The organism is Brevundimonas sp., assembly GCF_044239655.1.
In the GTDB taxonomy this organism is placed as follows: Bacteria; Pseudomonadota; Alphaproteobacteria; order Caulobacterales; family Caulobacteraceae; genus Brevundimonas.
In genome coordinates, this window is the sequence record NZ_JBIIAY010000011.1 from 1 (window position 1) to 13,435 (window position 13,435).

Here is a 13,435-nt window from a genome sequence, read left to right on the forward strand (position 1 = left end):
GGAAAGCCAACGCCTAGAACCTGTACGCCACCCCGACCCGGAAATTCCGGCCCGGCATCGGCGCGATGTCCTTCAGGAAGGACACATGCTCCCGCGCCTCCTCGTCGGTCAGGTTCCGCGCCTCGGCAAAGACGGTGACGTTGCGATCCGCCAGCGGTCGCCACGCCCCCGACAGATTGACCAGGGTGTAGGCGTCGGTCGGCCGTTCCAGGTCGGCGACCCGGTCCTGTTCGGCGACCCGACGGACCTCCAGGGTCGCGTCCAGCGGCTTCGAGCTCCAGGCCAGTCGCCCGGTCACCGACCAGGGCGGGATCCGCGCTGCGGGCCCCAGGTCGGTCTCGGCGTGGACGTAGTCGACCGCCCCCTCCAGAGCCAGTTTCGATGCCCCCGCCTCCCACAGCGCATATTCGCCCTCGGCCTCGAAGCCGTAGAAGGTCGCGTCGGTCTGCACGAACTGGAAGATCGGGAACTCTTCGCCCTCGTCGGAGGTGAAGACCCCGCCGGTCGGCCGCTCGTCGATGAAGCCGTCGTATTTCGAGCCGTAGACGTGCAGGTCGCCCGAGACGCGTCCGCCGTCATAGTGAACCGTCCCCTCCAGGGTGTTGACCTTCTCGGTGTCGAGCGTCAGGTCGCCGGTCTCATAGGCGGCGGTGGCGATGTGCAGGCCGTCGGCAAACAGCTCGACCTCGGACGGCGCCCGCTCGTTGTGCGCCAGGCTGAGGCCCAGGAACAGGCCGGGCGCCGGCCGCAGGAAGCCGGCGATCGAGGCCGAAACATTGTCGAACTCCCGCTCCAGCTCGGTCACGCCGCCCAGAGGCGTCGCCGACACCGTATGCCGGTCGTAACGCAACCCGCCCTCGAATCCGACCGGTCCGCGATCGATGCGCTGGACCGTATAGATCCCGGCCTCGTCGGTCGTGGAGGTGGGCACGAAGGCCTCTTCGCCGATCGCCTCGAAAGTCCGCGACAGGCCCTGGAAGCCGATCGCCCCGTTCCACTCGCCGCCGAACAACGAACTCTTGCGCTGGATCAGATCGACCCGGCCCTCCTGGCCGTCGGAGTTGAAGACGGTGCCCGGCTCACCGGGCCCCTCGAACTCGGTGTGGGTGTATTCGGCGTGGCCATAGCTGCCGCGCAGGGCGCGGAACGGCCCGGTGTCGAAATTATACTCGCCGCGCACGTCCTCGCGCGTCTGATGCAGCTGGATGAAGACCGTCGGCTCGGCCACCGTGCCGTATTCGCTCTCGGTGTCCTTGTAGGAGACGCCGAAGAAGCCCTTGTCCCCGATATAGCTGCCGCCCACGCCCCAGGCCTTTAGGTCCGTGTAGGAATTGGGCTGTGTTCCGCCCGGCCCGCGCGGCTCGCCGTCCTCGTCCGCGAGCCGCTGGGAGCGTGCGGGCGACGGAATGTCATAGTCGTCGCTGGACCGGCTGACCCCGTCGATGTTGAAGGCGAACGGGCCGGCACCGACCGTCACCCGGCCGAAGATCGACCGGCCGTCATCCACGCTGGAGGCCTGGGTCGAGATCACCCCGTCGATGCCGCCCTCGGGTTGTTCCGTCGGGATCCGGTTGTCGATGATGTTGACCACCCCGCCGATGGCGGAGCCGCCATAGATCAGGGTGGAGGGGCCCCGCACCACCTCGATACGGCTGGCCTCGGCCGGGTCGGTGGCCACGGCGTGGTCGGGCGACACCGACGAGGCGTCGATCAGGCCGATGCCGTTGGTCAGGACCTGGACGCGCGGTCCCGACAGGCCCCGGATCACCGGCCGGCTGGCCCCCGGCGCGAAACTGGTCGAGCGCAGGCCCGGCTGGCCGGCCAGCAGATCGCCCAGGGACTGGGCCGGGGCGGTGGCCAGGGCCTGTTCGTCGATGACGTCGGTGGCGATGGTCGAGGCGCGCTGGCTGACCCCGAACGGGGATGCGGTCACCACCACGTCGTCGAGCACGGCGTCGGGCTGGGCGGGCGGGTTCGACTGGGCCGCAGCGGCACCGGCCAGGGCGGACGCGGCCGCGGTGAGCAGGAGAAGACGGGCCGTCGAGACGGCGGGGCGATACACGGACATGGGAACCTCGGTCGGGGAGACGATCAAGTGTTATGAGATAACATCACATGACGTCAAGCACCTTCGGTTGCGGCGAGGCGGCGGAGCCCCTAGCTTCCACCCATGAGCTGCGGCCACGACCACGACCACGATCAACTCGACGCCGCCACGATCGACCGGACCCTGGGGGCGGCCGAGGCCCGCTGCACGGCCGAGGGCGAGCGGATGACCGCGCCGCGCCGCCGGGTGCTGGAGCTGCTGCTGGCGGCCGGCGAACCGGTCAAGGCCTACGACCTGATCGCCCGCTACGGCACCGACGGCCAGGCCGCCAAGCCGCCGACCGTCTATCGCGCGCTGGAGTTCCTCGAGCGCAAGGGGATGGCCCACCGCATCGCCTCGATCAGCGCCTATGTCGCCTGTGCGGGCTCGGGCGACGCGGCCGACCACGCCGCCGCCTTCCTGATCTGCGACTGCTGCGGCGCGGCCCAGGAGGTCACCACCCCCGTCGGCCAGACCTTCGCCCTGGCCGCCGACGCCGCCGGCTATGCGATCGAGCGCATCACCATCGAGGGCCACGGCCGCTGTTCCGACTGCCGGACCGCCTGATCCGGCGATGCTGGCGCACACGACTCCGCGCGCCTAGATTAGGCCCATGGACGCCGCCCTCCTGACCCCGCCCCGCCGCATGACCATCCCGGTCAGCCACCGCTGGGGGGCCGGCGAGATGTCGGTGCTGGATTTCGGCGATGCGCGCCGCCCCGTCGATCTGGTCTTCGTCCACGCCAACGGTTTCAACGCCGCCACCTATCGGTCATTGCTGGCCCCCCTGTCGGCCTCGTTGCGCATCCTGGCCCCCGATCTGCGCGGCCACGGCCAGACCGCCCTGCCGACCGAAACCCGCAACCGCTGGACCTGGCACGACCACCGCGAGGATCTGGTCGCCCTGCTCGACAGCCTGGACGGCCCGCCGGTCGCCCTGGCCGGCCATTCGATGGGCGGAACCTCCTCCCTGCTGGCCGCCGCCGAACGGCCGGACAAGGTCGCGCGCCTGGTCATGTTCGACCCCGTTGTCCTGCCGCGCGGGGTGAACCTGATGATGGCCATCCCGGGTCTTCGCCAGTGGACGCGCCACTGGCCGATCACCAAGGGCGCGATCCGACGCCGCAACCGCTTCGAGACCCCGCAGCAGGCGCTGGACTCCTGGCGCGGTCGCGGGGCCTTCAAGGGCTGGTCCGACATGATGCTGGCCGACTATGTCTCCGGGGCCTTCACCCCGGACGAGGACGGCGTGCGCCTGGCCTGTCCGCCCGAATGGGAAGCCTCCAACTATGCCGCCCAGGGCCACGACCCGTGGCGGGCGCTTCGCCGCTTCGACAAACCCGTCCGTGTGCTGAAGGCCGACAAGGGCTCGGTCTGCAGCCTCGCCCCCGACCCGCGCCGCCTGCCCCATCTCACGGTGGACACGGTCGCCGGCGGCCACCTGTTTCCCATGACCCACCCCGACATCGCCAGAGACGCCTTGTTCGACGCGGCCGTGTAATTCTCCTCCCCGTCGCGGAGCGATGGGGAGGTGGCGCGGCCCTGCTTAGGGCCGTGACGGAGGGGGCGACCGGGTTTCAAAGGTAAGGAATTCTGCGGCCTATACCGTGTCGCGCCCTCCGTCTCCTCGCAAGCGCTCGGATCCACCTCCCCCTTCGCCAAGCGGCGAACGCGGAGGAGAAGGCACCGCCCCCCTTGCGCTCAAGCAGCGAGGCTCCGCGAGCCGACCGGTAGCGCCCTTGCGAAGGGCGTCTTCCTGCCCTTCGTCAGATATGTATCGCGTGTCCCAGGGCCCTCAGCGTCGCCTCGTGGAAGGCCTCACCCAGGGTCGGGTGGACGTGGATCACGCCCGCCACATCCTCCAGCACCGCCCCCATCTCCAGCATCTGGGCGAAGCTGTTGGACAGTTCGGCGACGTGCTGGCCGACGGCCTGGACGCCCAGAAGCCGGTGATCGGCCTTCGACGCCAGCACCCGCACGAAGCCGCCGTCCTCGCCCGCCTCGATGGCCAGGGCCCGGCCGATGGCGGCCAGGGGGAAGACGGAGGTGATCACGTCGTCGCGGCCCTCGACATCCAGCGGCCCGAGACCGGCCGAGACGATCTCCGGCTCGGTGAAACAGACGGCAGCGATGGTCACGGGGTCGAAGCGTCGGTCGTGACCGGCGATGATCTCGGCCACCACCTCGCCCTGGGCCGAGCCCTTGTGGGCCAGCATGGGTTCGCCGGTCAGGTCGCCGACGGCCCAGACGTTCTTCATATTGGTGGCGCAGCGATCGTCGATCTTCACGAACGGCCCGGCCATGGCCACGCCCATGTTTTCGAGGCCCCAGCCCTTCGTCCGTGGACGGCGACCGACCGTGACCAGCACCTTGTCCGCCTCGAGTTGCAGCGGTTCGCCGTCCCGGGTCGTGACGTTCAGCTTGCCGTCTCCGAAACCTCCGGCGCGCGCGCCCAGATGCATCTCGACGCCGTGACCCGTCAGCCACTTCATCACCGGATCGGTCAGGGCCTTGTCGTAGAGCGGCAGGATGCGGTCGGCCATCTCCACGATCGCCACCTCGGCTCCCAGCTTGCGATAGGCGATGCCGAGCTCCAGCCCGATATAGCCGCCGCCGACCACGACCAGCCTGTTCGGCACGGCGTCCAGCGACAGGGCCTCGGTCGAGGAGATCACGTCGCCCCCGAACGGCAGGAAGGGCAGTTCCACAGGCTCGGAGCCTGTGGCCAGGATCACATGTTCGGCCGTGATGCTGATCGGCCCGTCGTCGGTCTCGACGCGACAGGTCTTGGCGTCGGCGAAGGTCGCCCAGCCCTTGATGACCTTGACCCTGGCCTTCTTCAGCAAGGCCGCGACGCCGACGTTCAGTTTACGGACGATCCCGTCCTTCCAGGCGACGGTCTGGGACAGATCGATCGCAGCCTGCGACGCGGTGATCCCCAGCGTGCCGTCGCCTGCGGCCTTGACCACCGTCTCGAACTTGCCCGCCGCATGGATGATCGCCTTGGACGGGATGCAACCCACGTTCAGGCACGTCCCGCCGAGCCCCGCTGACCCGTCCACCAGCACAGTGTCGAGGCCGAGCTGTCCGCAGCGGATGCCGGCGACATAGCCACCGGTCCCCGCGCCGATGATGAGGACTTTGGTCTTGATCTGCTGGGTCTGGGTCATTTCGGGAGTGTCTGCTGCTTCTCGAAAAGGGGGGCGAAACGCGATCCAGCCGCCCATGCACTGCGGAACAATCGCGTCGTCTCGCCGGACTGGATCACGAGGACGGTGTCACCGGGCTGGTAGACCTCTGCATACAGGCAAAGCGCCATTGCGCTGGGGCCCGGATCGAAAACGTCTACGACGATTTCTGCGTCAATGGAGGTTGGCCCTGAACGGGCCTCGAACGACCTCAGCCGCTCGATGTGGATAGTCGCTCGCCGCACATCGAAGCCGTGTTCCGTCGAAACGGGCAGAGGCGTTAGCGAGGTAACCCGGCCAACAAATATGTCATCATTGCCATCGACCCAGCCTTCCCAGTCCGGTCCCGGCGATGGACTGCACGCCGAGGCGTTGAGATCCGTCACGTTCGCCATCATCAGCGCCAACCCCAAACTGATGAGCCAACGCGTCATGGGACCGGATGCACCTTCGAGGCGAGATCAAGCAGGGCGCTGACCATTACGTCGCTCTGATCCTGCGGATCGACCGCGACATTGCCTCCGTCACCGATGAAGCGGGGGTCTGCGGGGACGGTGGCCAGAACCGTCTGACCGAACGTCGGGGTCCAGCCGACGTAGCAGAGCGGATGGGCGTTCCAGTTGACGGTCAGGGGCGCGGCCGAAACCTCGCCCTTGACGGTATGCAGGGCCTCCAGCGTCGCCCGCCCGAAGGCCTCGCACGCAGTGGCCCCCGGCATCCCCGGCTCAATCCGCGCCCGCGCCAGACCCGCGCGACAGGCGGCGACGTCCCCCGCCTCGACCGCCGTCACCCGCCCCACGAACACCGTCCGCGCCTGCTCGATCTCGGCCGCCGTGTCGCGCGGCATCGGCACGCAGGCCAGAGCCGAGGTGGCGAACAGGGAGGCGGCGACGAGGGCGGCGGTGCCCGAGGCGAAGGTCTTCATCTCACCCCATCCACAGGGTCGCGGGCTGTTCCAGCAGCCCCTTGATACGCTGGACGAAGACCGCCGCGTCGTGGCCGTCGACGATGCGGTGATCGAAGCTGGACGACAGGTTCATCATCTTGCGGATGACCATCTGGCCGTCCTTGACCATGACCCGTTCGGCGATCTTGTTGGGGCCGACGATGGCGACCTCGGGGTGGTTGATGATCGGGGTGTGGACCACCCCGCCCAGCGTGCCCAGGGAGGTAATGGTGATGGTCGAGCCGGACAGTTCCTCACGCTTGGCCGAGCCGTCCTTGGCCGCGCCACTGACCCGCGCGATCTCCAGCGCGGTCGCCCAGGCGTCCAGCGCCTCGGCGTGACGCACCACCGGCACCATCAGCCCGTTCGGCGTCTGGGCGGCGATACCCAGATGCACGGCGGCATGCTGGGTCAGGACCCCGGCCTCGTCGTCATAGGTGGCGTTGATGCTGGGCTGGTCCCGCAGGGCCACGACGATGGCGCGGGCGATGAAGGGCAGGATGTTCAGCTTGGGCTGATCCTTCTGCTTCGTCGCGTTCAGGTGGACGCGAAGCTCTTCCAGCGCCGTCATGTCGATTTCCTCGACATAGGTGATGTGCGGGATGCGCCGCACGCTCTCGGCCATCTTCTCCGCGATCTTGCGACGCAGGCCGATGATGCGGACCTCGGTCGTGCCTTCGGCTTTCGCGAACATCGTCGGGGCTGACGATCCGGGCACGGACGGCCCCGTTGCACCGTGGGCGAGGAAGGCATCCAGGTCGTCATGGCCGATCCGTCCGGCGGGGCCGGAGCCGGGCACGAAGACCAGGTTGATGCCCATGTCGCGGGCGCGGTTGCGCACGGCCGGCGTGGCCAGGGGACGGACGCCGGGGGTCTGGGGGGTGCGGGCGACGGCGGGAGCGGACTTGCCCCCCTCCCCCGCTTCGCGGGTACTCCCCCCAGAGGGGGGAGATTTGGTCGTCGGCGTCGTCGCCACAGATCCTCCCCCGTTGGGGGAGGTGGCGCGGCGCTCTTGCGCCGTGACGGAGGGGGCCACCGCGCGCTCGGTTGCTGCAGGAGCCGCCGCCACATTCCCCGCCCCTTCGACGCTGAAGGTCACCAGCGGGCCACCAACCGGCGACTGCGTCCCGGGCTGGCCGTGCAGGGTGGCGACAACACCCGCGACCGGGCTGGTCAGTTCGACCGTGGCCTTGTCCGTCATGATCTCGGCCAGCAGTTGGTCCTCCTCGACCGCGTCCCCGACCGCGACGTGCCAGGCGACGAGCTCCGCCTCGGCCGTGCCCTCGCCGACGTCAGGCAGGCGGAAGATGTAGGTTCCGCCTGCGGTGTCCGGGGCCGGCAGCCCCTCCACCCCTTCGGGGTCCCCCTCCCCGCTGTCGCGGGGAGGAGACGTGTCGTCGTTCTCCTCCCCGTCGGCGTCAGCCGATGGGGAGGTGGATCCGAGCTGTTGCGAGGAGACGGAGGGGCTGTCGGCCACAGGCTCGCTGTTCCCCGCCCCCTCGACCTCGAACTCCACCAGCGGCCCGCCAACCGGCGACTGCACCCCCGGCTCGCCGTGCAGGACCGTGACCACGCCGGACACCGGGGAGGTCAGCTCGACCGTCGCCTTGTCGGTCATGACCTCGGCCAGCAGCTGGTCTTCCTCGACCGTGTCGCCGACCGCGACATGCCATGCGACCAGTTCTGCCTCGGCGGTGCCTTCGCCCACGTCGGGCAGTTTGAAGACGAAACGGCCCATCAGCGGGGCCCTCCGGTCATCACCGATTTCAGGGCGGCACCCACGCGTTCCGGCCCCGGGAAATATTCCCACTCGAAGGCATGCGGATAGGGCGTGTCCCATCCGGCGACCCGCGCGATCGGCGCCTCCAGATGATAGAAGCACCGCTCCTGGACCAGGGCCGACAGCTCCGCTCCGTACCCGGACGTTTTCGGGGCCTCATGCACGATGACGCAGCGACCTGTCTTCTTCACGCTGGCCTCGATTGTGGCGATGTCGAGCGGCACCAGGGTACGCAGGTCGATCACCTCGGCGTCCACGCCCGCGTATACGGCGGCCGCTAGCGACACCCAGACCATGGTGCCGTAGCACAGGACGGTGACGTCGGAGCCTTCGCGGACCACCTTCGCCTCGCCGATCGGCACGACGTATTTGCCTGTCGGGACTTGGGCCGATTCTTGCGCCTTCCACGGCGAGACAGGGTTCTTGTGCCAGCCGTCGAAGGGTCCGTTGTAGAGCCGCTTGGGCTCGAAGAAGATGACCGGATCGTCGTCCTCGATCGCCGCGATCAACAGGCCCTTGGCGTCATAGGGATTGGACGGGATCACGACCTTCAGCCCCGCCACATGGGTGAACAGGCTCTCAGGGCTCTGTGAGTGGGTCTGGCCGCCGAAGATGCCGCCGCCGTAAGGCGACCGCACCACGATCGGTGACGTGAACTGACCGCCCGAGCGGTAGCGCAGCTTGGCCGCCTCCGACACGATCTGGTCGTAGGCGGGATAGATGTAGTCGGCGAACTGGATCTCGACGACCGGGCGCAGACCATAGGCCCCCATGCCGATGGCGGCGGCGACCAGGCCGCATTCGCTGATCGGGGTGTCGAAACTGCGGGTCAGGCCGTGCTTCTGCTGAAGCTGGTCCGTGACCCGGAACACGCCGCCGAAATAGCCGGTGTCCTCGCCGAAGCTCAGGACATTGTCGTCCTCGGCCATCTTGACGTGCAGGGCCGAGTTCAGCGCCTGGATCATGTTCATGGGCTGGACGGCGGCGCTTTCAGGCGCGGGCGCGGTGTGGGGCCCATCGGCCATGTCGGGACCGATGCCGTCGTTCTGGTCTGCGGGTGCGTATGTCTCGCTCATGGTCAGACTCCCACCTCGCCGCGCTGTTCGGTCAGCCGCCAGTCGGGGGTGGCGAACACCTCCTCGAACATCGTCTTCACCGAGGGGCGCGACTGGCCCAGGGTGCCGATGGCCTCGGACTCGCGCCCGGCCTGACGGACCTGTTCGACGGCGGCTTTCAGCGCCGCCTCGTGGCGTTCGTCGTCCCACTCGCCGATCGAATTGAGGTGCTGGCGCAGACGCTGGATCGGATCGCCCAGCGGCCATTTGTCGTGTTCGTCGGCCGGCCGGTACTTGCCCGGATCGTCGGAGGTCGAGTGGGGCGCCCCGCGATAGGTGAACAACTCGATCACCGTCGCGCCCTGGTTGGACCGTGCCCGTTCCTCGGCCCATTGGGTCGCAGCCCAGACCGCCAGGAAGTCGTTGCCGTCGACCCGCAGCGCCGGCAGGCCATAACCGATGGCCTTTGACGCGAAGGTCGTCTCATTGCCCCCGGCGATGCCCTGGAAGGAGCTGATGGCCCACTGGTTGTTGACGATGTTCAGGATCACCGGGGCACGATAGACGGCCGCAAACGTCAGGGCGTTGTGGAAGTCGCCCTCGGCCGTGGCCCCGTCGCCGGTCCAGGCGATCGCGATCTTGTCGTCACCCTTGTAGGCACTGGCCATGGCCCAGCCCACCGCTTGCGGGACTTGCGTCCCCAGATTGCCGCTGATGGTGAAGAACCCATAGTCCTTGGCCGAATACATGATCGGCAGCTGGCGGCCTTTGATCGGGTCCGAGGCGTTGGAATAGATCTGGTTCATCATGTCGGTCAGCGGATAGCCGCGCGCGATCAGAAGCCCCTGCTGGCGATAGGTCGGGAAGCCCATGTCCTCGCGCGACAGGATCATCCCCTGGGCCACCGCGATGGCCTCCTCGCCGGTGCATTTCATGTAGAAGCTGGTCTTGCCCTGACGGTGGGCCCTGTGCATCCGGTCGTCAAAGGCGCGGGTCAGGATCATGGCGTTCAGGCCGCGCCGCATCGTGTCGGCGTCCAGGCGCGGGTTCCACGGCCCGACCGCGGTGCCGTCCTCGTCCAGCACCCGGATCAGGCGAAAGGCCAGATCCATCATCTGCACCGGCCGCGCATCGACGGGCGGACGATCCACTGCGCCCGCGACGTCAAGCTTCAGGTGGCTGAAGTCGGGCGTGTCCCCCGGCCGCCCGGCCGGTTCCGGCACGCGCAGCGATAGCGGACGGCTGTTTCGGGTCGAATCGGTCTCGGGCACCGTCATTCCTGATCTTCCATCCTGCCGAATTGGGGTCTGGCGTCCGGTTGATCCGGCCACGATTGTCTTTATAGCGCCTGATAGCAGAGAGCGCAGATCAAGACTTACTGAACTTTGCCTTGCAATAGGCGGTATCAGGGTATTTTATTGCGCCATAAGAACAATTGGAGAAACGCCTTGGCGGACGAACTGGATCCCATCGACGCGCGCATTCTGGACATCCTGCAACAGGACGCAGGACTGTCGGTCGCGGAGGTCGCCGATCGGGTCGGACTGTCCGCTTCGCCGTGCTGGCGCCGGATCAAGAGACTGGAAGATTCCGGCCTGATCCGCAAGCGGGTCACCCTGCTGAACGCCCAGCTTCTGGGCCTCGACTTCGAGGTCTATGCGATCGTCAAGCTGAGCCTGCCGTCCAACGAGAACCTCGAACTGTTCGAGAAGGCCGTCGAGCAATGGCCCGAGGTCGTCCAGTGCGCGACCATCACCGGCCGCGAGGACTATGTGCTGCGGATCGTGACCTCGGACATGCACGCCTTCGACACCTTCCTGAGGAACAAGCTGCTGACCCTGGGCATCGTCTCGGACTGCGAGAGCCATATCGTCACGCGCGGGGTCAAGAACGTCACCGCCCTGCCGCTCGGCATCATCACCCCGCACGTCAAATAGGCGCGCGGCCGCGACGACGCGGCCCGGTGACGACAGGCTCGCAACGCGCTAGACGGCGGCCATGACCGACGCCTCTCACGGCCCGCACAGCTCCGGCTCCACCTCCTCCTTCGGCTTTCGCGACGTGGACGCGAAGGACAAGGTGCGGATGGTGCGGGGCGTGTTCGACAGCGTCGCCTCCAACTACGACCTGATGAACGACCTGATGAGCGCGGGCGTGCATCGGCTGTGGAAGGACGCCGCGGCCTCCAAGCTGAACTGCCGTCCGGGGGAGACCATACTCGACGTCGCCGGCGGCACCGGCGACATGGCGCGGCGCTATTCGAAGATGGCGCGCCGGGCCCAGGAGCGGAACGGCGGCGAGGACGCCTCGGTCATCGTGCTGGACTACAATGCCGAGATGATCCTGGCGGGCGTGCAAAAGGGTGGCGAGCCCGAGATGCGCTGGACCGTCGGTGACGCCATGGCCCTGCCCCTGCCCGACGCCTCGGTCGATGCCTATTCGATCAGCTTCGGCATCAGGAATGTGGCCGACATCGCCGTGGCCCTGTCCGAGGCGCGGCGGGTGCTGAAGCCGGGCGGCCGGTTCCTGTGCCTGGAGTTCTCGCGCCCCACCACCGAGGCCTTGCGCCGCGCCTATGACGCCTGGTCCTTCAACGCCATTCCGGCCATCGGCCAATGGGTCGCCAAGGATCGCGACAGCTATCAGTATCTGGTCGAGAGCATCCGCCGCTTCCCGGATCAGGCGACCTTCAAGGCGATGATCGAGACGGCCGGGTTTCGCAACGTCACGGTCACCAACCTGTCGGGCGGTGTGGCGGCCATCCATTTCGGGTGGGCGATCTGACCGCCAATCCCAACGCCTATCGCGTCGCGCCGACCCCGCCCGTCGCGGTGCGGGTGCGCGATCCCCTGGGCGCGGCCTTCCGCCTGATCGGCTGGGCCTGGGTGCTGGTCCGCCACGACGCCCTGGCCCCGCGCGAGATCACGGCCCTGCTGCCCGGCTGGCTGCGGCCCATCATCCACTTCATCCACCTGTTCGCCGGGCGCGAAGGTCGCGACGGCCGCCCCGGTCAGCGGCTGGGCAAGGCGTTCGAGCATCTGGGGCCTGTCGCCATCAAGCTGGGCCAGGTCCTGGCCACCCGCGCCGACATCTTCGGCACCGAGTTCGCCACCGATCTGGGGCGGCTCAAAGACAAGCTGCCGCCCTTTCCCACGGATCAGGCACGGCGCGAGATCGAGCGGTCGCTGGGGCGGACCATCGACAGCCTGTTCATCGATCTGGGCGACCCGATCGGGGCGGCCTCCCTCGCCCAGGCCCATCCCGCCTGGCTGGCCGACGGGCGCAAGGTGGCGGTCAAGGTCCTGCGTCCCGGCGTTGAGCGTCGCGTCATCGGCGGGCTGGAGTCGATGCGGCTGGGTGCCGGCGTCGTCCATCGGCTGGTCCCCGCCGCCCGCCGTCTGGAACCCCGTGCCTTCGTCGAGACGGTCGCCCGCTCGATGGAGCTGGAGCTCGACATGAGGCTGGAGGCCGCCGCCGCCTCCGAGCTCAAGGACGTGATGGACAAGTCGATCGCCGAGGGCGTCGGCCACATGACCGCCCCCGGCGTGGTCTGGGACGGGGTCGGCAAGCGGGTGCTGACGCTGGAATGGGCGACCGGCATCGCCATGACCGATCCGCTGGCCGCCGTTCAGCCGGGCCTCGACAAGAACGCCCTGGCCGACAACGTCGTGCGCGCCTTCCTGTCCCAGGCGCTGGACCACGGCGTCTTCCACGCCGACCTGCACGAGGGCAATCTGTTCTGCTCGGCCCCGGCCGAACTGACGGCGGTGGATTTCGGCATCGTCGGCCGCCTCGGCCCTGGCGAGCGACGCTATCTGGCCGAGATCCTCTGGGGCTTCCTGAACCGCGACTATCCCCGCATCGCCCGCGTCCATTTCGAGGCCGGGTACGTGCCCCCGCACCATTCGGTCGAGGCCTTCGCCCAGGCCCTGCGCGCGGTGGGCGAGCCCGTAATCGGCAAACAGGCGTCGCAGGTCTCCATGGGGCGGCTGCTGGGTCAGCTGTTCGAGATCACCGCCCTGTTCGACATGCATCTGCGGCCCGAGCTGATCCTGTTGCAGAAGACCATGGTCTCGGTCGAGGGCGTGGCGCGCCGCCTGAACCCCGACCACGACCTGTGGGCCGCGGCCCAGCCGGTGGTCGAGCGCTGGATCCTGCGCGAACTGGGGCCCAAGGCCCAGATCCGCGACGGGGTGCGTGAACTGATCTCGGGGGCCAAGGCCCTGTCGCGCCTCGTCCAGGACCCGCCTGTCCCCGCGCCGACCGTCGTTCAGGTCGTCCAGACGCCGCGCTGGCTGGTGGTCTGTGTCGTCATCGCAACCGCCGCATCGGTGGGTGCCCTGATCCTGTCGCTTTGGTCAGTCATTGCAGGGTAACGAT

Annotated in this window: 12 protein-coding genes; 5 read left to right on the top strand and 7 right to left on the bottom strand. The window is 68.3% G+C overall.

What is annotated here, in order from left to right:
• Nucleotides 1–13 precede the first annotated feature (13 nt).
• Nucleotides 14–2,068: a TonB-dependent receptor gene (locus ACILQR_RS02735; RefSeq protein WP_395649979.1), complete on the bottom strand. Its 2,055-nt coding sequence runs from the start codon at nucleotides 2,066–2,068 to the stop codon at nucleotides 14–16.
• Between the two features lie 102 nt (nucleotides 2,069–2,170).
• Here ACILQR_RS02735 and ACILQR_RS02740 point away from each other — a divergent pair, with 102 nt between their 5' ends.
• Nucleotides 2,171–2,653 carry a Fur family transcriptional regulator gene (locus ACILQR_RS02740; RefSeq protein ID WP_395649980.1) on the top strand — a complete coding sequence of 161 codons (483 nt, stop codon included), beginning with the start codon at nucleotides 2,171–2,173 and terminating at the stop codon, nucleotides 2,651–2,653.
• Nucleotides 2,654–2,699: 46 nt separating this feature from the next.
• A complete protein-coding gene (locus ACILQR_RS02745; RefSeq protein ID WP_395649981.1) occupies nucleotides 2,700–3,587 on the top strand; it encodes an alpha/beta fold hydrolase in 888 nt (295 codons plus the stop codon).
• A gap of 265 nt (nucleotides 3,588–3,852) precedes the next feature.
• On the opposite strand, the gene lpdA is transcribed toward ACILQR_RS02745, so the two are convergent.
• The 6 genes from lpdA to ACILQR_RS02775 are packed head-to-tail and all read right to left on the bottom strand — an operon-like array spanning nucleotide 3,853 to nucleotide 10,332.
• Entirely contained in the window at nucleotides 3,853–5,256 is a 1,404-nt protein-coding gene (gene lpdA / locus ACILQR_RS02750) for a dihydrolipoyl dehydrogenase (RefSeq protein WP_395649982.1), read from the bottom strand.
• On the bottom strand, nucleotides 5,253–5,708 hold the full coding sequence (locus ACILQR_RS02755) for a hypothetical protein (RefSeq protein WP_395649983.1): 456 nt from the start codon (nucleotides 5,706–5,708) through the stop codon (nucleotides 5,253–5,255). Before ACILQR_RS02755 ends, lpdA begins: the two co-directional genes overlap by 4 nt.
• Nucleotides 5,705–6,199: a hypothetical protein gene (locus ACILQR_RS02760; protein WP_395649984.1), complete on the bottom strand. Its 495-nt coding sequence runs from the start codon at nucleotides 6,197–6,199 to the stop codon at nucleotides 5,705–5,707. The genes ACILQR_RS02755 and ACILQR_RS02760 overlap by 4 nt, the downstream gene beginning before the upstream one ends.
• A gap of 1 nt (nucleotide 6,200) precedes the next feature.
• Entirely contained in the window at nucleotides 6,201–7,958 is a 1,758-nt protein-coding gene (locus ACILQR_RS02765) for a 2-oxo acid dehydrogenase subunit E2 (RefSeq protein WP_395649985.1), read from the bottom strand.
• Nucleotides 7,958–9,025 carry an alpha-ketoacid dehydrogenase subunit beta gene (locus tag ACILQR_RS02770; RefSeq protein WP_395650018.1) on the bottom strand — a complete coding sequence of 356 codons (1,068 nt, stop codon included), beginning with the start codon at nucleotides 9,023–9,025 and terminating at the stop codon, nucleotides 7,958–7,960. Before ACILQR_RS02770 ends, ACILQR_RS02765 begins: the two co-directional genes overlap by 1 nt.
• 53 nt (nucleotides 9,026–9,078) lie before the next feature.
• Nucleotides 9,079–10,332 carry a 3-methyl-2-oxobutanoate dehydrogenase (2-methylpropanoyl-transferring) subunit alpha gene (locus ACILQR_RS02775; RefSeq protein ID WP_395649986.1) on the bottom strand — a complete coding sequence of 418 codons (1,254 nt, stop codon included), beginning with the start codon at nucleotides 10,330–10,332 and terminating at the stop codon, nucleotides 9,079–9,081.
• Between the two features lie 171 nt (nucleotides 10,333–10,503).
• Between ACILQR_RS02775 and ACILQR_RS02780 the strand changes: the two genes are divergently transcribed.
• From ACILQR_RS02780 to ubiB, 3 genes are all read left to right on the top strand, one after another.
• Complete coding sequence (locus tag ACILQR_RS02780; RefSeq protein ID WP_271145167.1) at nucleotides 10,504–10,992, top strand: Lrp/AsnC family transcriptional regulator; 489 nt, start codon at nucleotides 10,504–10,506, stop codon at nucleotides 10,990–10,992.
• Nucleotides 10,993–11,053: 61 nt separating this feature from the next.
• Nucleotides 11,054–11,839: a class I SAM-dependent methyltransferase gene (locus ACILQR_RS02785; RefSeq protein ID WP_395649987.1), complete on the top strand. Its 786-nt coding sequence runs from the start codon at nucleotides 11,054–11,056 to the stop codon at nucleotides 11,837–11,839.
• Complete coding sequence (ubiB, locus tag ACILQR_RS02790) at nucleotides 11,827–13,431, top strand: 2-polyprenylphenol 6-hydroxylase (protein ID WP_395649988.1); 1,605 nt, start codon at nucleotides 11,827–11,829, stop codon at nucleotides 13,429–13,431. The genes ACILQR_RS02785 and ubiB overlap by 13 nt, the downstream gene beginning before the upstream one ends.
• Nucleotides 13,432–13,435 lie beyond the last annotated feature (4 nt).